This window comes from Stenotrophomonas maltophilia (assembly GCF_047497515.2).
In the GTDB taxonomy this organism is placed as follows: domain Bacteria; phylum Pseudomonadota; class Gammaproteobacteria; order Xanthomonadales; family Xanthomonadaceae; genus Stenotrophomonas.
The window spans coordinates 345,290-368,135 of record NZ_JAXAXL020000002.1 but is presented as its reverse complement, the minus strand read 5'-3'; the positions used below and the strand labels follow the sequence as shown (position 1 = coordinate 368,135).

General features: G+C 67.5%; 26 protein-coding genes. 13 read left to right on the top strand and 13 right to left on the bottom strand.

The window, feature by feature from the left end:
* Positions 1-47: 47 nt before the first annotated feature.
* The 3 genes from ACMZPQ_RS05405 to purE all read right to left on the bottom strand — a co-directional run bounded on the left by ACMZPQ_RS05405 (position 48) and on the right by purE (position 2,150).
* Positions 48-389, bottom strand: a complete 342-nt coding sequence (locus ACMZPQ_RS05405) for a carboxymuconolactone decarboxylase family protein (protein WP_197583536.1) — start codon at positions 387-389, stop codon at positions 48-50.
* Positions 390-501: 112 nt separating this feature from the next.
* Complete coding sequence (locus ACMZPQ_RS05400) at positions 502-1,650, bottom strand: 5-(carboxyamino)imidazole ribonucleotide synthase (RefSeq protein ID WP_197583535.1); 1,149 nt, start codon at positions 1,648-1,650, stop codon at positions 502-504.
* The gene (gene purE / locus ACMZPQ_RS05395; RefSeq protein ID WP_005412808.1) at positions 1,647-2,150 is read right to left on the bottom strand and encodes a 5-(carboxyamino)imidazole ribonucleotide mutase; all 504 of its coding nucleotides are present in this window, start codon (positions 2,148-2,150) and stop codon (positions 1,647-1,649) included. Before purE ends, ACMZPQ_RS05400 begins: the two co-directional genes overlap by 4 nt.
* Before the next feature lie 58 nt (positions 2,151-2,208).
* On the opposite strand from purE, the gene ACMZPQ_RS05390 reads away from it, so the two are divergent.
* The 4 genes from ACMZPQ_RS05390 to ACMZPQ_RS05375 all read left to right on the top strand — a co-directional run bounded on the left by ACMZPQ_RS05390 (position 2,209) and on the right by ACMZPQ_RS05375 (position 4,840).
* Positions 2,209-2,478 (top strand): Trm112 family protein, encoded by a 270-nt coding sequence (locus ACMZPQ_RS05390; RefSeq protein ID WP_197583534.1) that lies wholly within the window; start codon positions 2,209-2,211, stop codon positions 2,476-2,478.
* Positions 2,475-3,326 (top strand): carboxylating nicotinate-nucleotide diphosphorylase, encoded by an 852-nt coding sequence (gene nadC / locus ACMZPQ_RS05385; protein ID WP_197583533.1) that lies wholly within the window; start codon positions 2,475-2,477, stop codon positions 3,324-3,326. Before ACMZPQ_RS05390 ends, nadC begins: the two co-directional genes overlap by 4 nt.
* Positions 3,327-3,441: 115 nt before the next feature.
* Positions 3,442-4,422, top strand: coding sequence for a DUF2272 domain-containing protein (locus ACMZPQ_RS05380; protein WP_197583532.1), 981 nt, complete (start codon positions 3,442-3,444; stop codon positions 4,420-4,422).
* A 67-nt stretch (positions 4,423-4,489) separates the two neighbouring features.
* On the top strand, positions 4,490-4,840 hold the full coding sequence (locus ACMZPQ_RS05375; protein WP_005415950.1) for a DUF3301 domain-containing protein: 351 nt from the start codon (positions 4,490-4,492) through the stop codon (positions 4,838-4,840).
* A 38-nt stretch (positions 4,841-4,878) separates the two neighbouring features.
* Here ACMZPQ_RS05375 and ACMZPQ_RS05370 read toward each other — a convergent pair whose 3' ends face one another.
* The 7 genes from ACMZPQ_RS05370 to ACMZPQ_RS05340 all read right to left on the bottom strand — a co-directional run bounded on the left by ACMZPQ_RS05370 (position 4,879) and on the right by ACMZPQ_RS05340 (position 10,982).
* Positions 4,879-5,334 (bottom strand): ClpXP protease specificity-enhancing factor, encoded by a 456-nt coding sequence (locus ACMZPQ_RS05370; protein WP_197583531.1) that lies wholly within the window; start codon positions 5,332-5,334, stop codon positions 4,879-4,881.
* A gap of 84 nt (positions 5,335-5,418) precedes the next feature.
* Positions 5,419-6,054, bottom strand: coding sequence for a glutathione S-transferase N-terminal domain-containing protein (locus ACMZPQ_RS05365; RefSeq protein ID WP_197583530.1), 636 nt, complete (start codon positions 6,052-6,054; stop codon positions 5,419-5,421).
* Between the two features lie 134 nt (positions 6,055-6,188).
* On the bottom strand, positions 6,189-6,938 hold the full coding sequence (locus ACMZPQ_RS05360; RefSeq protein WP_053449283.1) for a cytochrome c1: 750 nt from the start codon (positions 6,936-6,938) through the stop codon (positions 6,189-6,191).
* On the bottom strand, positions 6,931-8,190 hold the full coding sequence (locus ACMZPQ_RS05355) for a cytochrome b (protein WP_006429450.1): 1,260 nt from the start codon (positions 8,188-8,190) through the stop codon (positions 6,931-6,933). Before ACMZPQ_RS05355 ends, ACMZPQ_RS05360 begins: the two co-directional genes overlap by 8 nt.
* Entirely contained in the window at positions 8,190-8,810 is a 621-nt protein-coding gene (gene petA / locus ACMZPQ_RS05350) for a ubiquinol-cytochrome c reductase iron-sulfur subunit (protein WP_004151998.1), read from the bottom strand. Before petA ends, ACMZPQ_RS05355 begins: the two co-directional genes overlap by 1 nt.
* 230 nt (positions 8,811-9,040) lie before the next feature.
* Positions 9,041-9,967: a lytic transglycosylase domain-containing protein gene (locus tag ACMZPQ_RS05345; protein WP_197583529.1), complete on the bottom strand. Its 927-nt coding sequence runs from the start codon at positions 9,965-9,967 to the stop codon at positions 9,041-9,043.
* A gap of 46 nt (positions 9,968-10,013) precedes the next feature.
* Positions 10,014-10,982 carry a helix-turn-helix transcriptional regulator gene (locus tag ACMZPQ_RS05340; protein ID WP_197583528.1) on the bottom strand — a complete coding sequence of 323 codons (969 nt, stop codon included), beginning with the start codon at positions 10,980-10,982 and terminating at the stop codon, positions 10,014-10,016.
* A gap of 80 nt (positions 10,983-11,062) precedes the next feature.
* On the opposite strand from ACMZPQ_RS05340, the gene ACMZPQ_RS05335 reads away from it, so the two are divergent.
* Entirely contained in the window at positions 11,063-11,683 is a 621-nt protein-coding gene (locus ACMZPQ_RS05335) for a glutathione S-transferase family protein (RefSeq protein WP_012510589.1), read from the top strand.
* Positions 11,684-11,845: 162 nt separating this feature from the next.
* Positions 11,846-13,261, top strand: a complete 1,416-nt coding sequence (gene miaB, locus ACMZPQ_RS05330; protein ID WP_049456548.1) for a tRNA (N6-isopentenyl adenosine(37)-C2)-methylthiotransferase MiaB — start codon at positions 11,846-11,848, stop codon at positions 13,259-13,261.
* Positions 13,262-13,356: 95 nt separating this feature from the next.
* Here the strand turns inward: miaB and ACMZPQ_RS05325 are convergent, their stop codons facing one another.
* The 3 genes from ACMZPQ_RS05325 to ACMZPQ_RS05315 are packed head-to-tail and all read right to left on the bottom strand — an operon-like array spanning position 13,357 to position 16,366.
* Positions 13,357-14,469 carry an ABC transporter permease gene (locus ACMZPQ_RS05325; protein ID WP_197583788.1) on the bottom strand — a complete coding sequence of 371 codons (1,113 nt, stop codon included), beginning with the start codon at positions 14,467-14,469 and terminating at the stop codon, positions 13,357-13,359.
* Entirely contained in the window at positions 14,466-15,389 is a 924-nt protein-coding gene (locus ACMZPQ_RS05320; RefSeq protein WP_197583790.1) for an ABC transporter ATP-binding protein, read from the bottom strand. The genes ACMZPQ_RS05325 and ACMZPQ_RS05320 overlap by 4 nt, the downstream gene beginning before the upstream one ends.
* Before the next feature lie 20 nt (positions 15,390-15,409).
* Positions 15,410-16,366: an HlyD family secretion protein gene (locus ACMZPQ_RS05315; protein WP_197583791.1), complete on the bottom strand. Its 957-nt coding sequence runs from the start codon at positions 16,364-16,366 to the stop codon at positions 15,410-15,412.
* Positions 16,367-16,807: 441 nt separating this feature from the next.
* Here ACMZPQ_RS05315 and ACMZPQ_RS05310 point away from each other — a divergent pair, with 441 nt between their 5' ends.
* The 7 genes from ACMZPQ_RS05310 (at position 16,808) to ACMZPQ_RS05280 (ending at position 22,747) form a co-directional block, all read left to right on the top strand.
* The gene (locus tag ACMZPQ_RS05310) at positions 16,808-17,794 is read left to right on the top strand and encodes a PhoH family protein (protein ID WP_197583793.1); all 987 of its coding nucleotides are present in this window, start codon (positions 16,808-16,810) and stop codon (positions 17,792-17,794) included.
* Positions 17,791-18,276, top strand: a complete 486-nt coding sequence (ybeY, locus tag ACMZPQ_RS05305; RefSeq protein ID WP_164136105.1) for an rRNA maturation RNase YbeY — start codon at positions 17,791-17,793, stop codon at positions 18,274-18,276. Before ACMZPQ_RS05310 ends, ybeY begins: the two co-directional genes overlap by 4 nt.
* A gap of 71 nt (positions 18,277-18,347) precedes the next feature.
* The gene (locus ACMZPQ_RS05300; RefSeq protein ID WP_312646913.1) at positions 18,348-18,926 is read left to right on the top strand and encodes a hypothetical protein; all 579 of its coding nucleotides are present in this window, start codon (positions 18,348-18,350) and stop codon (positions 18,924-18,926) included.
* A complete protein-coding gene (locus ACMZPQ_RS05295) occupies positions 18,926-19,507 on the top strand; it encodes a hypothetical protein (protein WP_197583795.1) in 582 nt (193 codons plus the stop codon). Before ACMZPQ_RS05300 ends, ACMZPQ_RS05295 begins: the two co-directional genes overlap by 1 nt.
* A gap of 64 nt (positions 19,508-19,571) precedes the next feature.
* Positions 19,572-20,453 carry a CorC family transporter gene (locus ACMZPQ_RS05290; RefSeq protein WP_133934260.1) on the top strand — a complete coding sequence of 294 codons (882 nt, stop codon included), beginning with the start codon at positions 19,572-19,574 and terminating at the stop codon, positions 20,451-20,453.
* A 62-nt stretch (positions 20,454-20,515) separates the two neighbouring features.
* Positions 20,516-21,718 (top strand): lipoprotein N-acyltransferase Lnb domain-containing protein, encoded by a 1,203-nt coding sequence (locus ACMZPQ_RS05285; RefSeq protein ID WP_197583797.1) that lies wholly within the window; start codon positions 20,516-20,518, stop codon positions 21,716-21,718.
* Positions 21,719-21,724: 6 nt separating this feature from the next.
* Positions 21,725-22,747 carry a magnesium and cobalt transport protein CorA gene (locus tag ACMZPQ_RS05280; protein ID WP_008267704.1) on the top strand — a complete coding sequence of 341 codons (1,023 nt, stop codon included), beginning with the start codon at positions 21,725-21,727 and terminating at the stop codon, positions 22,745-22,747.
* Positions 22,748-22,846: the final 99 nt, after the last annotated feature.

The following is a 22,846-nucleotide window of genomic DNA, read 5'->3' as shown; positions in this document are numbered from 1 at the left end:
GGGGCTGCCGGCCAGCGGCCGGCACTACCGGGAAGATGAGCGTGGCACTACGCGTTCTCGTGCGCGGCCACCGCGTCCATCACCCGTGCCGAATACACCAGCGCGGCGCCGGCATTGAGCGACACCGCCACGCCCAGCGCTTCGGCGATCTCCTCGCGGCTGGCGCCGTGCTTCAGCGCGGCGTCCACGTGCACGGTGATGCAGCCGTCGCAGCGGGTGGTAACCGCCACCGCCAGCGCGATCAGTTCACGGGTCTTGGCATCAAGGTGGTTGGTCTGGGCGCCCGCATTGGACAGCGTGGCATAGCCCTTCAGCGTATCCGGCGAAAGCTTGCCGATCTCGCCGATGCGGCCCTTCAGTTCCTTGCGGTAGGCATTCCAGTCAAGCATGGTCGTGACTCCTGGGAAAGGAGTTCCACGCTATCACCAGCAATGTTGCGCCGATGCCTGCACCGGCGCGTCACAGCGTTGCAATGCCGGCCAGCGGCCGGCACTACCGGGCTTAGCGGTGGCGCAGCGCGTGCACCGCCGGCGCCACCTGGGCCTGACGATCCAGCTCCAGGCCGATCTGGTCCAGCGCATCGGCCAATGCGGCGGCATCGTCATCGCGCAGGGTGGCGTGGCCGACCTTGCGCCCTTCGCGCGGCTCCTTGCCGTAGTCGTGCCAATGGCCGCTGGCCTGAGCCAGTACCGGCGCCGGGTCCGGCATCGCGCCCAGCCAGTTCAGCATGCACGCGTGGCCGAGCATCCGGGTGCTGCCCAGCGGCAGGCCCAGCACGGCGCGCAGATGGTTCTCGAACTGCGAGGTCTCGCTGCCTTCAATGGTCCAGTGGCCGGAGTTGTGCACGCGCGGCGCCATCTCGTTGGCCAGCAGTTCGCCGTCGCGGCAGAACAGCTCCAGCGCGAACACGCCGACGTACTGCAGGTGCTCGGCAACGCGGCGGGCATAGCCGATCGCGGCCTGCTGCTCGGCGTCGGACAGCACGGCCGGTGCCACGCTGGCCGACAGCACGCCGTCGACATGCCAGTTGCCAGTAACCGGCCACGCCTCGAAGCTGCCATCGCGACCCCGCACGGCGACCACGCTGACCTCGCGCTGGAAAGCCACGAAGCCTTCCAGGATCAGCCCGGTGCGCTCGACCTGCGCGCCCAGTGCGTCCCACGCGGCGTCGATGTCCGCCTCGCTGCGCAGGCGGAACTGGCCCTTGCCGTCATAGCCGAGGCGGCGGGTCTTGAGAATGCACGGCAGGCCGAATTCGGCCGCCTTCGCGGCCAGCTCGTCGCGGCTGCGGATGTCGGCAAAGGCCGGCAGCGGAATGCCCAGCTGCTGGAACAGGGTCTTCTCGCTCAGCCGGTCCTGGGCCACGGCCAGCGCGGCCGGCGGCGGGTAGACCGGCACGCGGCCGGCCAGGAACTGCGCACTGTCGGCGGGTACGTTCTCGAAATCGAAGGTGACCACATCCACCTTTGCCGCGAAGTCCGCCAGTGCCTGGCGGTCATCGAAGGCGCCGACAGTCAGGGGCGCCAGCGGGCCACTGCAGGCATCGGCCGCCGGATCGTACAGTTCGAAGCGTAGTCCCAGCGGCGCACCGGCCAGGACCATCATGCGGGCGAGCTGGCCGCCGCCCAGGATGCCGACGGTCAGGCTCATTGGCGCGGGTCGTCGTGGGCCATCACGTCTTCGGTCTGGCGCGCACGGAAGGCGTCGAGCGCCTGGCCGATCGCCGGCTGGTCGCTGGCCAGCATCGCTGCAGCGAACAGTGCGGCATTGGAAGCGCCGGCATTGCCGATGGCGAAGGTGGCGACCGGGATGCCGGCCGGCATCTGCACGATCGACAGCAGCGAATCCATGCCGTTGAGGGCCTTGGACTGCACCGGCACGCCCAGCACCGGCACGGCGGTCTTGGCGGCAATCATGCCCGGCAGGTGCGCGGCCCCGCCGGCACCGGCGATGATCGCGCGCAGGCCCCGCGGGCCCGCCTGCTCGGCGTAGCTGAACAACACATCCGGCGTCCGATGCGCGGACACCACCTTCACTTCGAACGGAACACCCAGGGCTTCAAGCTTCTGGGCGGCGTGCTGCATGGTTTCCCAGTCGGAACGGGAACCCATGACGATGCCGACAAGCGGCGCGATCGGGTTGGGGGTCATTGGCCGTCACCTGCCTTAAAGACGTATTCTAGCCGTCTTCCACGCAAGACGAAGAACCATGGATCGCAAGCTGCTCGACCTGCTGGTGTCGCCGGACACCCGCCAGCCCCTGTCCCTGCTGGATGGCAAGGGTCTGGAAGCCCTCAACAAGGCCATTTCCACCGGCGCGGTGAACAAGGCCGATGGCAACCCGCTGGCGCAGCCGCTGCGCGAAGCGCTGGTCACCCGCGACCGCAAGCAGGTGTTCCGCGTCGACGACGGCATCCCGGTGCTGCTGGCCGAGGAAGCCATCCCGACCGCACAGATCGCCGACTTCCCAGGCGCATGAGCACGCTGCCGACGCCGGATGCGGCCGTTGTCGCCGCCGATGTCGCGCGAGCGCTGGCCGAGGATCTGGGCAGCGGTGACGTCACCGCCGCCCTGCTGCCCGACCAGGCCGACAGTGCCTACCTGCTGTGCAAGCAGGATGGGGTGATTGCCGGCCGCCCCTGGTTCGACGCCACCCACCGTGCGCTCGACCCGGACGTGCGCATCGAATGGCAGGTTTCGGAAGGCGACGCGGTCACCGCAGGCACCGTGCTGGCCCTGCTGTACGGGCGCAGCCGCAGCCTGGTCAGCGCCGAGCGCACCTCGCTGAATTTCCTGCAGACGCTGTCCGGCACCGCCACCACCACCGCACGCTATGTGGCCGCCGTGGCCGGTACCGGCACGCGCATCCTCGACACCCGCAAAACGCTGCCCGGCCTGCGCCTGGCGCAGAAGTACGCCGTGCGCTGCGGCGGCGGCGAGAACCACCGCTTCGGCCTGTACGACACGGTGATGCTGAAGGAGAACCACATCCGCGCCGCCGGCTCGCTGGCCGCCGCGGTCGCCGGCGCGCGCCGGCAGTGGCCCACGCTTCCGCTGGTGGTCGAGGTGGAGGATCTGGCACAGCTGCGCGAGGCGCTCGAAGCCGGTTGCGAACGCATCCTGCTGGATGACTTCAGCCCGGACCTGCGCCGCGAAGCGGTGCGCATCACCGCGGGCCGCATTCCGCTGGAAGTGTCGGGCAGCGTCGGCCTGGGTGGCCTGCGCTCGATCGCCGAAGACGGCGTGGACTGCATTTCCATCGGCGGGCTGACCAAGCATGTGCAGGCGATCGACCTGTCGTTGAAGCTGGGCCCGCCGCCGGGTTGAGGCCTGGCCTGGGGCCAGATCCCTTTTCCATGGGAAAAGGGATCTGACCCCGCTCTCACACCCGGCGTTCACAACGGCGCTGCGACGCTGCGGCCATCCCCCACAGGAGCCGCGCATGCGCCGGATGCTCTTGCCTGCCTGCCTTCTGCTCGCGGCCGCCCCCTTGTCCGCAGCCGCTGCGGAAGCCTGCGACGTGCCGCCCCGTTTCGGACTGAGCCCGCTGGCAGTGGCCATCCGCAATACCGCGTGCAACGAGCACCGGCTGTGGTTCCGGCCCTTCATCGATCGTGATGGCCGCGCCGCAAGCCTCAGCGTCACCGAGGCCGAGAACGAGCATCTTGCCGACAACGGCCTGATTGCCTGGCAGCGCGTGGCCGGCTACTGGCGCGACAGTGGCACGCTCAACGCGATGGGCAGCATCGCCGGCGCCAGCAGCTGCCTGGCGCCGCTGGGCACGCGCTACACCGACAGCGACTGCCGCGCCTTCCTGATAGACAACCCCTGGTCGGCCGCCTTCATTTCGTGGGTGATGGTGCGCGCCGGCGTGCCCGGCTTCAACACCTCGCCCCGCCATATCGACTACATCCGTGCCGCCTACCAGGGTGGCGCCTCGGGCGTACCGTATCGATTGGTCGACCCGGCCACGGCCAAGCCCGCGCCAGGCGATCTGCTGTGCTTCCTGCGCGACCGCAGTACCACGCTCAGCTACAGCGGACTGGTGCAGGCGCTGGGCAATGGTTCGGTGGGCCATTGGAAATCGCACTGTGAAGTGGTGGTTGCGGCCAATCTCGGCGGCGACCAGACCCTGTACCTGGTGGGCGGCAACGTGATGAACACCGTGGCGATGCGGCTGCTGCCGCTGGATCGCACCGGGCTGATCCAGCTGCCGCCGGCACGCGAGCGCAGCAGCACCGGTATCGACCCCAGCTGCACACCGGGCCGCGAAGACGAATGCAGCTTCAACCGCCAGGATTGGGCGGCGCTGCTGCAGCTGACGGCCAGTGCCCCCTTGCTGGCGCCGTCATCGGGTGCCACTCCGGTGCAGCCGGCGCCTGCACCGCAACCGGTGATCATTCCGCCGCAGCCGACGCGATGATGCGGATGCTTGATCCTGCGCGTGTTCGCCGCCATCTTGGCAGGATCGACACCTGACGGCTGATGCCATGCCTACCCTGTTGCTGTTGCTGATTGCCGGCGGAATCATCTACTTCTTCTGGAACGCAGCACGTTCGGCCGCCGAGCGCGCCGTCGAGCTGGGCCGCAATGCCTGCCGCGCTGCCGATGTGCAGTGGCTGGACCAGGCAGTGCACGCCACCGGCCTGCGCCTGTCGCGCGGCGAGGATGGCCGGCTCGGCTTCGAGCGCACCTTCAAGTTCGAGTATTCCTACGATGGCATCGACCGTCACGTGGGGCGCATGGTGCTGCGCGGCGACCAGCTGATCTCGTTCACCGGCCCGGGCGCGGCGCGGATCAGCCAGATCCGGCCGGATGTGGAAGATGCCGAGGATGTGTAAGGTTCAAAGGAGTGCCGACCAACGGTCGGCACCCACCCTTACTTGACCACGCGCAGGTTCGGGCGGCCCTTCGGTGGCGGGCTGGTGGGCGGCGTATCGTCCGGCGACGCGCCTTCGTCGTCGTGCAGCAGCTCGTCGCTGGTTGCGGCGGCCTCATTGCCCGGAATATCGTCCGGCAGGGCCATGCCCTGCCCGGTCTCGCGGGCGTAGACGGCCAGCACGGCGCTGATCGGCACCTGCACCGGATAGCTGGTGCCGGAGAAGCGCGCCGAGAAGCTCACCATCTCGTTGTCGATCATCAACCGCACGACGGCGCGTTCGGCGATGTTGAGCACGACCCGGCCGTCCTTGATCGCCGAAGGCGGGACCTGCACGCCGGGAACGCCGGCGTCGACCAGGATGTGCGGGGTCAGCTGGTTGTCGTTGATCCATTCCACCAGCGCCCGCAACAGGTACGGGCGGTGGCTGGTCATGTGGAAGAAGTCTTCGGTCATGCGTGAAGTGTACGCGCCCGGCGCCCCGCCGGGGCGGATCGCCTGCACGCCGGTCGGCGTGCAGACGGGTAAAGCCCGCCCGGATCAGACCGGCAGATCGCGCAGCTTCTTTTCCTGATCGGTCAGGCTGCGGACGAAACCCGGGTGGCGGAAGATGCGGTTGCCGTAGTCCTCGATCGCCTTGCCGTCCTTCGGCAAGGGCACGTCCAGCGACTGCAGGCGCCAGATGATCGGCGCCATCGCGCAGTCGGCCAGGCTCATTTCCGGGTTGAGGAAGAACTTGCTGGCCTTGAACAGCGGCAGCGATGCGGTCAGCAGCTCCTTCAGGCGCTTGCGACCGGCCTCGGCCTGGGTCTTGTTGCCCAGCTGGACGGCCTGTACCTGCGGCACCCAGTCATGCTCGATGCGCAACATGGCCAGGCGGATGCGGGCGCGCGAGAGCGGATCAACCGGCATCAGCGGCGGATGCGGATAGCGCTCATCGAGGTACTCGCTGACCACCGACGCGGCATACAGCACCAGCTCGCGCTCGACCAGGGTCGGCACCGAGTGGTACGGATTGAGGTCGATCAGGTCTTCAGGCGGGTTCTGCGGATCGACCGGAACGAAATCGAAGCTGACCCCCTTGGCCGCCAGGACCAGGCGCACTCGGTGGCACAGCACATCGTCGTTCGAGGAAAACAGCGTCAGTGTATTGCGCATGCGTACGCTCGCCGCCATCAAAGGCTCTCCCACGACAGGAGACCGCCTGCCGCATCGGCGCCGCCGGCACCGTGCCAGCGGTCGACTCCTCCCGGAGTGTGCAACCGACCATCACAAAAGCCAATAGGCCCGCGAGAGGGTCGGCGGCAAAATCAGTGAACGTCCTTCCAGTATTCCTTCTTCAACAGGTACAGCAGGAAGGTCAACAGCGCCAGGAACAGGATCACCCACACGCCCAGCTGCTGGCGCTTGAGCGCAGCCGGTTCGCCGGCATATTCGAGGAAGTTGGTGATGTCCCGCACCGCCTGGTCGTACTGGCCGGCATCGACCGAACCCGGCGTTTCGATCTTGAGCCCGGTGACCGGCGGGTCCATTCCCGGCGCCTCGGGCTTGCCGTGCACGGCGTGCTGCAGGCCCTGCATCTCCCACAGCGGGTTGGGCATGGACGCGTTGGCGAACAGCGCGTTGTTCCAGCCCAGCGGCCGGCTGCTGTCCAGGTAGAACGACTTGAGGTAGGTGTAGACCCAGTCACTGCCCCGCACCCGCGAGATGAGGCTGAGGTCCGGCGGCATCTTGCCGAACCATTTCTCGGCATTCTCCTTGGGCATCGCCACCGGAATCGGATCGCCGATCGCCGAGCCGGTGAAGTTGAGGTTGTTCATCACCTCTTCCTCGGTCAGGCCCAGGTCCTGTGCCATCCGCGAATAGCGCAGGTACTTCAGCGCGTGGCAGCCGGAGCAGTAGTTCATGTACAGCTGCGCGCCGCGCTGCAGCGATGCGCGGTCACCGAGGTCGTTGCCGGCCTGCAGCAGCTTGGTGCCGCCCTCGGCGGCGGAGGCCAGGAAACTGCCCAGCATCAGGGTGGCCGCCAGGGCCAGCCGGACCATCCAGCGCTCAGTCATGCGTGGTCACCCTCTCCGGTACCGGCTTGGTCTTGTCCAACCTTGTCCATAGCGGCATGGTGATGAAGAACGCGAAGTACAGGAAGGTCAGCACCCGCCCGATGTAGGTCTCGTGCACGTCGGTGCCGGGGCCGGAACCGATCACGCCCAGCCACACGAAGCACACCGCCAGCACGCCCAGCATCACCTTCGAGATCCAGCCGCGGTAGCGCACCGACTTCACCCGCGCCTTGTCCAGCCACGGCACCAGGAACAGGATCGCGATGGCCGAGAACATCACCAGCACGCCGCCCAGCTTGTTCGGCACCACGCGCAACATCGCGTAGTACGGCGTGTAGTACCAGACCGGCTTGATGTGTTCCGGGGTGACCAGGCGGTTGGCCTCGGTGAAGTTGTCGTGCTCCAGGAACAGGCCGCCGAAACCGGGCGCGAAGAAGATGATGAAGGCGGCAATGATCAGCAGGAAGCCGGCACCGACACCATCCTTGAGCGTGTAGTACGGATGGAACGGAATGCCGTCGGCCGGTGCGTTCGGCGACCAGCGGTTGCCCTTCGGCCCCTTCTTGATCTCCACGCCATCGGGGTTGTTCGACCCCACTTCGTGCAGCGCGCCCAGGTGCAGCACCACCAGCAGCAGCAGTACCAGCGGCAGGGCGATGACGTGCAGCGCGAAGAAGCGGTTGAGCGTGGCGTCACTGGGCAGGTAGTCGCCCATGATCCATTCGGTCAGGCCGTTGCCGATCACCGGTATCGCGCCGAACAGCGAGATGATCACCTTGGCGCCCCAGAACGACATCTGCCCCCACGGCAGCACATAGCCCATGAAGGCTTCGGCCATCAGCACCAGGTAGATCAACATGCCAAGGATCCACACCAGCTCGCGCGGCTTCTGGTAGCTGCCGTACAGCAGGCCGCGGAACATGTGCAGGTAGACCACGATGAAGAACAGCGAGGCCCCGGTGGAGTGCATGTAGCGGATCAACCAGCCCCACTCCACATCACGCATGATGTATTCGATGGAGCCGAACGCCTCGGCGGCGTTGGTCTTGTAGTGCATCGTCAGGAAGATGCCGGTGACGATCTGGTTGACCAGCACCAGCAGTGCCAGCGAACCGAAGTAGTACCAGATGTTGAAGTTCTTCGGCGCGTAGTACTCGCTGACGTGCTTGCGGTAGACCGGCATCAGGCCCGGCGCGCGGGCGTTGACCCAGTCGGCGACGCCGCTGGCGGTACGGCTGAGGATATTGGCCATCAGGCAGCCCCCTGCGGATCGACACCGATGATGATGGTGTTGTCGTCCTGGTAGTGGTGCGCGGGCACCTTCAGGTTGATGGGTGCCGGCACGTCCTTGAAGACGCGGCCGGACATGTCGAAGCGCGACTTGTGGCAGGGGCAGAAGTAGCCGCCCTTCCACTGCGGGTCATAGGGTTCGGGCCGGATCTCGGCGACCATTTCCGGCGAGCAGCCCAGGTGCGTGCACAGGCCGACCAGCACCGAGATGTCCGGCTTGATCGAGCGCAGCTCGGGGTTCTGCTTGAGCACGTAGTCCGGCTGCTGGTCCTTCTCGCCGGACTCGGGGTCCTTGAGGCGGCCGTCCAGCCCGTGCAGCGCGTCGAGGATGGCCTTGGACCGCTTGACGATCCAGATCGGCTGGCCGCGCCACTCCACGATCAGGCGTTGGCCTTCCTGCAGGGCACTGATGTCGGCCACCACCGGTGCGCCGGCAAGCTTGGCGCGGGCACTGGGGTTCCAGGATTTGATGAAAGGAACTGCGGTGAATCCGACGCCGACGGCGCCCACCACGGCTGTGGTGGCAGAAAGAAAACGCCGACGTCCGGTGTTGACTGGATCGTGTACCCCATCGTTGGCCATCCGGCACTCCGATATTGATTAGGTAGCTTTAAGGCTGCCAGCGGATCCGGTGGGGGCCAGAGCCGCATTGAATCTTGGGCGAGTGTAGCGGAACCGTCGCGCGCCACACAACGCACTGCAACAACATTGATTGCGGGGTTGCCGGCCAGCGGCCGGCACTACCTGTTCAAAGGCGTGCCGACTGACAGTCGGCACCTACCGTTTAGAGCGTGCCGACCCACGGTCGGCACCTACTGGTGGCTCAGGGCGGTGCGATAGCGATCGGCCAGCTGGCCGACGCGCCGAACGTAATACTGGGTTTCACTGTAGGGCGGTACGCCACCATGGCGGTCAACCGCGCCTTCGCCGGCGTTGTAGCCAGCGGCGGCCAGGGTCAGATCGCCGTTGAAGCGCTTCAACAACCACGCAAGATACTGCACGCCGCCGCGGATGTTCTGCCCGGCGTCGTAGGAATCGCTGACGCCGAAGCGGGCGGCGGTCGGTGGCATCAGCTGCATCAGGCCCTGCGCACCGGCACGGCTGAGCGCGGTCGGGTTGTAGGCCGATTCGGCATGGATGATCGCGCGCACCACCGCCTCCTCCACACCGAACTCGCGCGCGGCCGAGGTGATTTCGCCCTGGAACGCCGTGGTGTTCAGGCGCACGGTGCCGAAGTCCACGCGCGGATTGACCCCGCAGGCGTAGCAGCGCTCCATGAAGCTGTAGCGGATCGTGCGCACCGGGCCGAGGTTGGCCACCTGGGTCGGCCGCGCACTGGTGTAGTGGCGCACGCCGTCCTTCATGAAGGAATAGACCTGGCCGCTGACCATGCGCCCACCACGGGCGGCCACCGGTGCCGCAGCGGCGGCGGGCGGCGGCGCAGCCATGGGGGCGATCGCCGACGACGCCGCGGTGCTGGCCGCCACGGCCACCGGATTGCGCTCGATGCTGGCCACGGTGGTGGCTGGCGCGGATTTCGGTGCGGCCACCACCGGGCGCGACACCGGGCGGGTATCGCGGCTGTAGCTGATGGCGCTGCAGCGGGCCCCGGCCACGCGCTTGCTGACGTAACTGGTGACGCCGTCGGCGCCCTGGCACTTGTACAGGGTTCCAGCGCTGGCCGGCGCAGCGGTCAGCGCAGCGATGATGATCGCCGTTGTCCCCAGTATCCCCTTCATGGCGGCGAGTGTCCCAGCTTCGCCGGGGCTTGCCAAGCGATGCGGCTCAGCCTGTGACCGACGGCACAGCCAGCAGCTGGCCCAGGCCCGCCAGACGCTGGGCCAGTTCGTCGCGCAGGCTCGGTGGCGTGGTCCACAGTGCCACCGGCACGCGGTCCAGGCTGAGGATCTGCGCCAGCATCATGCCGCGGCTCTCAGCCCCCATCCGCAACAGGCAATGGTCGGTGCCATCGGCCTCCAGCACCCCGCACCACGGCGGAATCCGGCCTTCCAGCTCGGAATGGCTGCCGGCCAGGCGCAGGATGGCCTGCAGCGCGAACGGCGCCTGGCTGACCGCCTGCCGCACCATCACGTGCGGCGGTGCAGGCGTGCGCCGATGCAGGCCCGGCGCGGTGCATTCGCGCACCGCGCCCATCCGGTCCACGCGCAGGGTGCGCCAGTCCTGGCGGCCCAGATCCCAGGCCAGCAGGTACCAGCGGCGGCCATAGTTGACCAGATGCTGGGCTTCGACTTCGCGCTGGGTGACCGCGTCCTGCGCGCTGCGGTATTCAAACGCCAGCCGCGAGGCCTGCCGGCAATGCTGCGCCAGCCGTCCGAGCAGGCGTGCATCGGTGGCGGGCAGATCCGACAGGGTGGCGGTGGCGGCATGCACCTCGCCGGCCTGCTGGCGACGACGCGTCGGCACCAGCGGATCGAGCTTGGACAACAGGCCACGCGCGGTGTCGTCGATGCCGGCGACGGTCGCCGAGGCCGCGCGCAGGGCAATGGCCAGGGTGGTCGCCTCCTCTTCGTCCAGCAGCATCGGCAGTACCGGTGCACCGGCGCCCAGCTGGTAGCCGCCGCCGACCCCGGCCGAGGCCTGCACCGGGTAGCCCAGTTCGCGCAGGCGCTCGATGTCACGGCGGATGCTGCGCCGGTCCACGCCCATGCGTTCGGCCAGCTCGGCCCCCGACCACTGGCGGCGGGCCTGCAGCAGGGCGATCAGGCGCAGCAGTCGATGGGCGGTATGGCGCATGAAGGATCGAGGACAGAAGTCGTCCGCAATAGTGCCCCAGGATGGCCTCCAGTTCACCACCCGCCGCAAGGAGCCATGCCATGACCTCACGCCAGATCACCCTGTACCACGCCGCCCGTTCACGCTCGAGCGGTGCCGTGGCCCTGCTCGAAGCGCTGGGGGCCGACTACCGCATGCAGGTGCTGGACCTGAAGGCCGGCGCCAACCTGGCGCCCGCTTACCTGGCCATCAACCCGATGGGCAAGGTGCCGGCCATCGTCCACAACGGCGCACTGGTGACCGAGCAGGTAGCCATTTATCTGTATCTGGCCGACCTGTACCCGGAAGCCGGGCTGGCACCGCCGATCGGCGATGCCCTGCGCGGCCCCTACCTGCGCTGGATGGCCTTCTACGGCGCGTGTTTCGAGCCGGCGATGATCGACAAGGCGATGCATCGCGAGCCGCCGCCGCGCCTGATGTCGCCGTACAACGATGCGGAAACCGTGCTGCAGGTGATCGAAGCCCAGCTGGCGCAGGGGCCCTACCTGCTGGGCGAGACCATGAGCGCTGCCGATGTGCTGTGGGGCAATGCGCTGGCCTGGACCACGGCGTTCGGCCTGGTGCAGCCAGCACCGGCCACGGCTGATTACATTGCACGGATGAGCGCGATGACCGCCTTCGACCGCTCGCGGCAGATCGACGCGGAACTGGCAGCGGCGTAACCAGCGTTGCAGTAGATCCACGCCATGCGTGGATGAGCCCGTTCGTGGCGCCTGCGAGACGGAACGCAGCCAGGCATGGCCTGGCTCTACACGGGCGCGGCGGGTGGCTCGGGATGCGGGTAGAATTGCCCGCTTTCCCGCCACCCGAATGGATTAAGCGCCATGACCGGGACGCCAGACGTCTTTCCGCCCGCCCCCGGCGGTACCCCGCTCGTTGCCCTGCCCGCCGGTCCGCGCAAGCCCGACCAGGTGAAAGGCAAGCTGTACATCAAGACCCACGGTTGCCAGATGAACGAGTACGACTCGGCCAAGATGGCCGACGTGCTTGCCGCCAGCGATGGCCTGGAACTGACCGACAGCCCCGATGACGCCGACGTCATCCTGGTCAACACCTGCTCCATCCGCGAGAAGGCGCAGGAGAAGGTGTTCAGCCAACTGGGCGTGTGGAAGGGCCTGAAGAACAAGGGCCGCGAAGTCATCATCGGCGTCGGCGGCTGCGTCGCCTCGCAGGAAGGCGAAGCGATCATCAAGCGCGCGCCGTTCGTGGACCTGGTGTTCGGCCCGCAGACCCTGCATCGCCTGCCGGAACTGATCCGCGCCCGCCGCGAGCAGAAGCGCCCGCAGGTCGACATCAGCTTCCCCGAGATCGAGAAGTTCGATCGCCTGCCCGAGCCGCGCGCCGACGGCGCCTCGGCCTTCGTGTCGATCATGGAAGGCTGCTCCAAGTACTGCTCGTTCTGCGTGGTGCCCTACACGCGCGGCACCGAAGTCAGCCGTCCGTTCGAGGACGTGGTGGTGGAAGTGGCACAGTTGGCCGCGCAGGGCGTGCGCGAGATCAACCTGCTCGGCCAGAACGTCAACGCCTATCGCGGGCCGTATGGCGATGGCGAGTTCGCCGACCTCGGCCTGCTGATCCGCACCATCGCCGAGATCGACGGTGTCGGCCGCATCCGCTTCACCACCTCGCACCCGCTGGAGTTCAGCGATTCGCTGATCGATGCGTTCCGCGACGTGCCACAGCTGGCCAACTTCCTGCATCTGCCGGTACAGGCCGGCAGCGACCGCGTGCTGTCGGCGATGAAGCGTGGCTACACCGCGCTGGAATTCAAGTCGAAGATCCGCAAGCTGCGCGCGGTGCGCCCGGACATCTCGATCAGTTCGGACTTCATCGTCGGCTTCCCCGGCGAGACCGATGCCGATTTCGAGAAGACCATGAAGCTGATCGAGGACATCGGCTTCGACCACAGCTTCTCCTTCATTTATTCGCGTCGGCCGGGAACGCCGGCCGCGGACCTGGAGGACACGATCAGCGATGCGGAGAAGCACGCACGCCTGTCGCGCCTGCAGGAGCGCATCAATGCGCATGCCGCCGGCATTTCCGAGAAGATGGTCGGCACCGTGCAGACCGTGCTGGTGGAAGGCCCCTCGCGCAAGAACCCGAACGAACTGACCGGCAAGACCGAGAACATGCGTTCGGTGAACTTCCCGGCGCCGGCGCGGTTGATCGGCCAGTTCGTGGACGTGGTGATCACCGAGGCGCTGACCAATTCGCTGCGCGCGCGGGTGGTGGCGGAGTAAGGCGTGCCGACCAACGGTCGGCACCCACCGAGGGAAATGCGCCGGCCAACGGTCGGTCCGCATTGCGGTAGATGCCGACCGTTGGTCGGCATTCCCTAATCCAACCGCTTGCGGAAACGCAGGATCGCCAGGCTCATCATCACCACGATGAAGGCCAGCAGCGCCAGCGCGTCGTGCCACAGCTCCCACAGCGAGGCGCCGCGCAGCATGATGCCGCGCACCAGGCGCAGGAAGTGGGTCAGTGGCAGCACTTCGGCCAGCCACTGCACCGGCCGCGGCATGCCCGCGAACGGGAACATGAAGCCGGACAACAGGATCGACGGCAGGAACAGGAACAGGGTCATCTGCATCGCCTGGAACTGCGAGCGCGCGCGCGTGGAGATCAGCAGGCCCAGCGCCAGGTTGGCCAGCACCAGCAACACCGCGGCCAGGTAGATATCCAGCAGGCTGCCGCGGATCGGCACCTGGAACAGCCAGGTACCCAGCAGCAGCACCAGCGTGGTCTGCAGCAGGCCAATCGCCGCGTACGGAAGCACCTTGCCGACCATCAGTTCGCTGCGCGATACCGGCGTGGCGATCAGCAGTTCCATGTTGCCGCGCTCGCGTTCGCGCACCACCGCCACCGCCGTGAACATCACCAGGGTCATGGTCAGGATCACCCCGATCAGCCCCGGCACGATGTTCACCGCCGAGCGCCGCTGCGGGTTGTAGAAACTGGTCACGCTGACCTGGCCGCTGGCGATGCTGCCTTCGCGCAGCGGCCGCGCATTGCTGGTCGGGCGCGTATCCAGCGGCACCTGCGCCAGCTGGATCGCCGCACTCTGCACCACCGTGTCGCTGCCATCGACCAGCACCTGCACGGCTTCGCGGCCGTCGAAGCGACGGCGTTCGAAATCCGCCGGCACCACGATGCCGACACTGATCTCGCCGCGGCGCAGCGCCTGCATCAGCTGGTCCGGGCTGTACGCCTCGCTGCGCGGCGTGATCACACCGGTGGCGACCATGTCCTGCACCAGCGCGCGTGAGGCCGCACTGTTGGCCTGGTCGGCGACACCGGCATCAAGGTGGCGCAGGTTGAGGTTGATCGCATAGCCGAACAGCAGCAGCTGCATCACCGGAATGCCGACGATCATCGCCAGCGTGATGCGGTCGCGGCGCAGCTGCCGCAGTTCCTTGAGCATGATCGCCCACAGCCGGCGCAGGTTCATGCCGCCGGCTCCCGGCCACGACCTCGGGTAGCGGCGACGAACACGTCTTCCAGGTTCGGCGCCACCGCCTCGATATGCGCCTGTGGATCGGCACCGGCCAAGGCGCGCTGCAACGTCGCCATGTCGGCCGCGTCTTCACTGCACAGTACGCGCAGCTGCGTGCCGATCTGCGCCACGCTCAGTACGCCGGGCAGTTCGGCCAGCGCGCGGCTGGCCTGGCGTGGCCGCGAAGAGGTGACCTGCAGCGTGCGCCCCTGCAACCGCGCGCACAGTTCGGCCGGCGTGCCATCGGCCACCAGCGCGCCGCGATCAAGGATCGCCAGACGGTGGCAGCGCTCGGCCTCATCCATGTAGTGGGTCGAGACCAGCACGGTGGTGCCGGCGTCGGCCAGTTCGAACAGCGCCTCCCAGAAATCGCGGCGCGATTCCGGGTCGACCGCACTGGTCGGCTCGTCCAGGAACAGCAGTTCGGGTGAATGCACCACGGCACCGGCCAGCGCCAGGCGTTGCTTCTGCCCACCGCTGAGCGTGCCGGCCAACTGCGGCTGCCGGTCCTGCAGCCGGTACTGCTGCAACAGTGCATCGACGCGCTGCCGGGCCTGCGCGCGCGGCAGATCCTGGATGGCGGCGAGGAACTCCAGGTTCTCGCGCACCGACAGGTCGTCGTACAGCGAAAAGCGCTGGGTCATGTAGCCAATGCGCCGGCGCAGCGCTTCGGCCTGTTCCGGCACGGCCAGGCCAAGCACCTCGATCTGCCCCGCACTCGGTTCCAGCAGGCCGCACAGCATGCGGATGGTGGTCGACTTGCCCGAGCCGTTCGGGCCGAGGAAGCCATAGACCTGGCCGCGCGGCACGGTCAGGTCGACATTGTCCACGGCCAGCAGATCGCCGAAGCGGCGGGTCAGGCCCCGCGCATGCACCGCAATGTCGCCGCCGGTGTTCAGAAGCTCACCCGCACCGGCAACCCCGCCGGCAGCTTCTGCATGTCAGTCGCCTCGTCCACTTCGATCTCGGCCAGGTAGCTCAGCCGCGCCACGTCGTCGCCGGTCAACGCGTAGTACGGCGTAAATGAAGGCTCGCTGCGGATCGAGCGCACATGCCCTTTCAACGCAGCGACTTGCCCTTCCAGATGCACCTGCGCGGCCTGCCCGACCTTGATCTGCAAGCGCAATGGCTGCGGCAGGTAGACGCGCGCATAGGGACGCTCGCCGACCAGCATCACCGCCAGTGGCGCGCCGACCGGTGCCTGGTCGCCTTGCCGGTAGGGCAAGGCATCGACCACGCCATCGCGCGGCGCGCGCAGCTGCAGCTTCTGCAGGTTGACGCCCTGCACCACCTGTTGCGCCTGGGCAGCGTCCGCTGCGGCCTGCCCCTGCGCGATGTCCTGCGCGCGGCTGCCATGCACCAGCTCCAGCCACGCCTGCTCGGCGGCACGCACGCTGGCCTCGGCATTGCCGGCAGCGGCCCGTGCACGGTCCAGCTCGGCGGCGGCCATCAGGCGCTGGCGTGCCAGCGGCTGCACGCGCCGATAGTAGGCACTGGCTTCGGTGGCCTGCGCACGCAGTGCGGCCAGCTGTGCCTGGGCCTGTGCGATCTGCTCCTGCCTCGGGCCGACCTTCAGTTCTTCCAGTTGTGCCTGCGCACGCGCGGTATCGGCCTGCGCGGCGGCGAACTGCGCATCGCCCCGGGCCGGGTCCAACTGCATCAGTACGGTGCCGGCCTTGACCGGTTGCCCTTCGCGTACGTCCACCGCGGCAATCACCTCGGCGGCCGGTGCCGGCACGGTGATCCGGTCCCACTCCAGCGTCCCCAGCGCGGCCGGTGGCGCCTGGCCGCACCCCGCCAGCAGAACCATGCCCGCCAGCCCAATTCCACGCCTCACGTTACCGGTGTCCATGCCACCCCCTCCTGCGACGGCGTCACGGTGCCATGCGCACCGTGCAGCCACAATGATTGCAATCCGTCCTGACGGTTTTTTCACCACGGCTGGGAAAGCCTTTCGTCGCAAGGCTCCGTGCCACCTATCCACAGCTTGGCTCAGCATCATTCCACAGCCCGTGTGGAAAATCGCCAGACCGTGCCCGTGTTGGATGCCTGGCAGCGGAACATGCGCTGCCGTCACGAGGCCAAAGCGGCCGTGACGGTTTTTTCACCACCGCCTCATGGGCCTTGTGGCACAAGCACTGCGAGGGCCTATCCACAGGTTTTCGCGCACCCCGTCCACATCGGGTGTGGAAAACCGCGTATCGGCCGGCTGCTGGCCGCGCGCCCCGTGCGCGCGCTACCCTTGTCTCCCCTGAATACACTGCGGTGGAAGGCGTACGCGCCACCCCGAGCAATGAAAAGCATCGAGCATCGAGACTTCACCCTGTCGCCGGAAGACAATGAGCGGCTGGCCAACCTGTGTGGCCCGTTCGACGGCCACCTGCGGCAGATCGAACTGAAACTGGGCGTGGAAATCGCCAACCGTGGCTTCGTTTTCCGCATCAGCGGACCGAATGAAGCCATCGTCGAGGCACAGAAACTGGTCGAGGCCCTGTATGCCGAGGCCGGCGAGACCCTGTTCGACAACCACGCCATCCACCTGCGCCTGGCGCAGGCCAATGTCGAGCAGATCGCCGAGCGCTCCTATGAAGCGCAAGAGGTGGCGATCAAGGTCAAGCGCGGTACCGTGCGCGGCCGCGGCGCCAACCAGGGCCGCTACCTGCACCAGATCGCCACCCATGACATCAACTTCGGCATCGGCCCGGCCGGCACCGGCAAGACCTTCCTGGCCGTGGCCAGCGCGGTGGAGGCCCTGAACGAATCGCGGGTGCAGCGCCTGATCCTGGTGCGCCCGGCGGTGGAGGCTGGCGAGAAACTGGGCTTCCTGCCCGGCGACCTCAGCCAGAAGGTCGACCCCTACCTGCGACCGTTGTACGACGCCCTGTACGAAATGATGGGCGTGGAGAAGGTGGTCAAGCTGCTGGAAAGGAACGTCATCGAGATCGCGCCGCTGGCCTACATGCGCGGCCGCACGCTCAACGATGCGTTCGTGATCCTGGACGAAGCGCAGAACACCACCATCGAGCAGATGAAGATGTTCCTGACCCGCCTCGGCTACGGCTCCACCGCCGTGGTGACCGGTGACCTGACCCAGACCGACCTGCCCAAGCACCTGAAGTCCGGCCTGCGCGATGCCATCGATGTGCTGCGCGAGGTCGAGGGCGTCAGCTTCACCTTCTTCGAATCGCGCGACGTGGTCCGCCATCCGCTGGTGGCGCGCATCGTCAGCGCCTATGACCGCCGCGACCTGCATCAGATCCAACCTGGAGCGACTCCATGACCCGTGGTCCCGTGCGACTGGACGTCGCCGTCAGCTATGCCCTGCCGCGCGCCGGCCTGCCGGCGGCGGTAAGTTTCCGCAAATGGGTCGCCGCCGCCCTGAAGGGTCGCATCCGCGAGGCCGACCTGGCCATCCGCGTGGTCGACAGCAAGGAAGGGCAGTCGCTGAACCGCCATTACCGGGGCAAGGACTACGCCACCAACGTGCTCAGCTTCCCCGCCGAAGTGCCCGAAGGCCTGCCGAAGGGGGTCAAGTTCCCGCTGCTGGGCGACCTGGTGATCTGTGCGCCGGTGGTGGCGCGTGAGGCCGACGAACAGGGCAAGGCGCTCAACGCCCACTATGCGCACCTGACCGTGCACGGCGTGCTGCACCTGCTCGGCTGGGACCACGAGGACGATAAGGAAGCCGAGGCGATGGAACAGCTGGAGCGCGATATCCTGGCCGAGCTTGGCATCGCCGACCCCTACGCCGGCGAGCGCTGAGCCCACACCGGCCGGTTGCCGCGAACCACGGAGGAACAAGGATGACCTCGTATGCAAGCCCCTACCCGTTCATGACCGGCGCCGTTGTGTTCGCCACCCTGCTGGTGCTCGGCGCCTATGCCGTGCGCCAGATAGGTGCCCGCGACCCCCGCGGGACGCATTGGCTGCTGCGCAGCCTTGCCGTGCTGTCGCCCCTCTGCCTGCTGACCGGTGCAGCCATCGGCTTGATTGGGCCGCATCTCACTGACGGACGGGAACCGGCCCATACCCCCGGACTGTGGGGGGCGTCGATGATCCTGGTACTGGTGGGTGCACTGGCCCTGCCGGTGCTGTGGCGGATGCTTGCGCATCGGCACCTGGGCCGTTCCGTCAACGCCCTGCCGTTCTTCCATGCCAGCCGTACCTCGCTGCTGGTGCTGTTCGTGCTGGCGGTGATCTACCTGAAAGTCAGCGGGAAGGCGGCGGACGGTCTGATGCCGTGGCTGACCCAGCCGGGCCTGTGGCCCACCGTGGTGCGTGCCGCGGGGCAGGCGATGCGGATCGCGATGGTGTCGGTCGTGCTCACCCTGTCACTGATGGTGGTGCGAGCCCTGATGATCGGCTTCGCCCGCCGTCTCACGGCGCCGTTCAGGCGCACGCCGGGGCTATGATGGCGCCCCTCCGACTGCGGAAACCGCCCGTGACGCCGCGCTGCTGCCTGCCCCTGCTGGGTGCCCTCCTCGTCCCCTCTGCCTTCGCGTCCAGCCTGGACCTGCCGGCGCTGATCGAATGCCGCCAGGGCGTGGTGGATCATGCTGCGCTGGGGCCGCTGCTGGCCGACCCGCTGAAGGCCGTGGCCCAGGGCCTGCAGCCACTGCCGCAGGGCAACCAGTTCATGAGCGAGTACCGCCTGGCCCAGCCAATCAGCGTGTTCGGCGTGACCACCGAGCGGGTGGCGGTGGCCGGCGCCAGCGTCATGGCCGTCCTCGACCAGGCCGACCCACGGCCGCTGGCCAAGCGCCTGGAACTGGAGACCGGCTACGACCAGGACGGCAAGTTCATGGCCGGCCGCGAGGTGGTCAGCCGCGACGTGACCGACGCGAAGACCGGCGAGGCCCAGATCGAGTCGATCATCCTCAGCGTCTCCACCGTCGCCTCCCACCCCGGCAAGACCCTGGCCGGCTGCACCTACAGCCTGGATCTGCCCGAGCCTGGCGCCGCCCCGGCCGCCCCGGCCACCGGCAGCCACTGACAGGTCGCCACATCCTGCTAGACTTGGGCCAACGCCCGGCCTGCCGGGTGCCTTTTTTCCTGAGATGTCAGAAGACGACAGTAGTAGCTCCCCCGCGGAGCAAAGTGAAAAGAAGCGCGGCTGGCTTGAACGCCTGACGTCCGCCTTCTCCGGCGAACCCCATACCCGCGACGAGCTGGTCGCTGTGCTGCACACCGCACAGGAAGAGGGTCTGATCGCCGCCGATACCCTGAAGATGATGGAAGGCGCCATTTCGGTGGCCGAGCTGACCGTGGGCGACGTGATGATCTCGCGCTCGCAGATGGTCTCGCTGCCGGTCGAAGCGCCCTTCCTGGAACTGATGAAGCAGGTGGTCGAATCCGGCCATTCGCGCTTCCCGGTTCATGGCGAGAACAAGGACGACATCCTGGGCATCCTGCTGGCCAAGGACCTGCTGCGCGGCGTGGTCGCCGACAACGGTCCGGCCAACGTGCGCGAGCTGCTGCGCCCGGCGGTGCTGATTCCGGAGGCGAAGAAGCTCAACGTGCTGTTGAAGGAATTCCGCCTGTCGCGCAATCACATGGCCATCGTGGTGGACGAGTACGGCGGTGTCGCCGGCCTGGTCACCATCGAGGACGTGCTGGAGCAGATCGTCGGCGAGATCGACGACGAGCATGACGAAGCCGAGGATCCGTCGGCGCAGATCGCGATCCAGTCCGACGGCCAGTACGTGGTCGATGCACTGACCCCGATCGGCGACTTCAACGAGCGTTTTGGTGCCACGTTCTCCGACGAGGACTACGACACCATCGGCGGCCTGGTCACCGAGGCCGTCGGCCACCTGCCGGAAGTGGGCGACGAACTGGCGCTGGACCGTTTCATGTTCCGCGTGGCCCGCGCCGACGCGCGCCGGGTGCAGGCTTTCCACGTGACCGTGCTGCCGCCGGACGCGCAGGACGACGCTTGAAGCGCTGCGGCCCTGTCCAGGCACTGCGCCTGACGCTGTGGCTGGCACTGTGCGTGCTGGCCATGGTCCTGCCGCTGGCTGCCTCTGCGCAGCCGGCGGCAGCCACATCCGCACCTGCTGCGCCCGTCGCCAGCGTCGAGGCCCCTGCCCCACGCATCGGCGTGGTGACCATGCAGCCGGGCACGGTGTTCTTCGAGCGCTTCGGCCATGACGCCATCGTCGTGCTCGATCCGGTCAGCGGCGAGGCGACCTCGTACAACTTCGGCTACTTCGATCCGTCCGAGGATGATTTCATCGGCCGTTTCGCACGTGGCGACATGATGTATTACCTGGTCGCGCTGCCGCTGCAGCAGGACCTGTCGTACTACGACGAGACCGGCCGTGGGGCCAGCGTGCAGTGGCTGGACCTGCGCCCGGACCAGGCGCGCGCGCTGGCTGCCGACCTGGCCGAACGGGCCAAGCCGGAAAACGCGCGCTACCACTACGACTACTACACCGCCAACTGCGCGACGATGGTGCGCGACACCCTCGACAAGGCATTGGGCGGCGGCCTGCACTCGCAGCTGTCCGGCCGTTCGCGCGGCAATACCTACCGCAGCGAGTCGGTGCGGCTGGCCTCGCCGGCGCCGTGGATGTGGCTGGGCTTCGATGTAGGCCTCGGCCCGTTCGCCGACCAGCCGCTGTCGCGCTGGCAGGAAGCGTTCGTGCCGATGCGCCTGGCCGATGCGCTGCGCCAGGCACGCAACAGCGACGGCCGGCCCCTGGTGCAGTCCGAGCAGGAACTGCTGCCACACCGCATCGATCCGGAACCGAAGGAGTTTGCACGCCGCTGGTGGCCATGGCTGCTGTGCGGCCTGGTGATCGCCGCCGGCGTGCTGGCGTTGCGCCGCCGCCCGCGCCTGCTGGCCGGCCTGGCCCTGCCGTTCTGGCTGCTGTGCGCCCTGTTCGGCGGCGTGCTGGTGTTCCTGTGGGGCTTCAGCATCCACTACGCCGCGTGGGCCAACCGCAACCTGTTGCTGCTCTCGCCGCTGGCCGTGCTGCTGCTGCCGGGCGCGATCGCGCTGCTGCGCCGGCGCGTGCCGGGACGCATGTTCAGGATCGTGCTGTGGCTGCTGGCGGTGCAGGCGGTGGTTGCGCTGGTGCTGCACTGGCTGAGCCTGCAGGCGCAGTACAACGTGCAGTGGATCGTGCTGCTGCTGCCGGTGCACGTCGCCCTCGCATGGGTGCTGGGGCGTGGTCCTCACTTGTCCGAAACACGTCCCTGACGCACGATGGCGGGCATGTCATTGCCCGCCTCCGCTTCCGCACCTGCCTCGGCCAACCCCGCCTGCGTCATCAACTGCGTCCACTACGATGACGACGGCAAACGCCACGACATCAGCCTGGACGCCATCAGCGATGTCATCGCCAGTGGCAACGGCTTCGTCTGGGTGGGCCTGTACGATCCCAACGATGATGTCCTGCTGAAACTGCAGGAGGAATTCTGCCTGCACGATCTGGCCATCGAGGATGCGCGCAACGCGCACCAGCGGCCCAAGGTCGAGACCTACGGCAATTCCCTGTTCGTGGTGGTGACCACCGCGCAGATGGTCGACGAACGCATCCAGTACGGCGAGACCCACGCCTTCCTCGGCCCACGCTTCCTGGTGACCGTGCGCCACGGCGCCTCCCTGTCGTACGCGCCGGTTCGCGCGCGCGTCGAGCGCGAACCGCAGCTGCTGAAGATGGGCCCGTCGTACTGCCTGTACGCCGTGGCCGACTTCGTGGTCGACAACTACCTGCCGATCGTGCACCGCTTCCGCGACACCTTGGACCTGCTGGAAAAGGACATCTTCGCTGACAACTACAAGCGCAGCACGGTGGTGCGCCTGTACGAACTCAAGCGCGAACTGAACAAGATGCGGATGGCAGTGGCGCCGCTGCAGGACGTGCTGGCGCAGCTGCGCCGCTACCAGGGTGATCTGATCCCCGACGAAGTGAAGCTGTACGTGCGCGACGTGCACGACCACGCCGTGCGCATCAGCGATGTGATCGACACCCTGCGCGAGATGCTGGGCACCGCGCTGAGCGTGAACCTGTCGCTGGTGACGCTGGCGCAGGGCGAGACGGTCAAGCGCCTGGGTGCATGGGCCGCACTGCTGGCCGCGCCGACGCTGATCACCAGCTGGTACGGCATGAACTTCAGCCACATGCCGGAGCTGAGTGAACCGTGGTCCTACCCGCTGATGATCGTCGGCGTGGGCGGCGTGTGCGTGGGGTTGTACCGGTTGTTCAAGCGGGCCAAGTGGCTGTAGAGCGTATCGACCAACGGTCGATACCCACCAAACGGTAGGCCACGACCGTTGGTCGTGGCACATGACCCGCCTTGGGTAGTGGGGGGGGGGGGGGGGGGG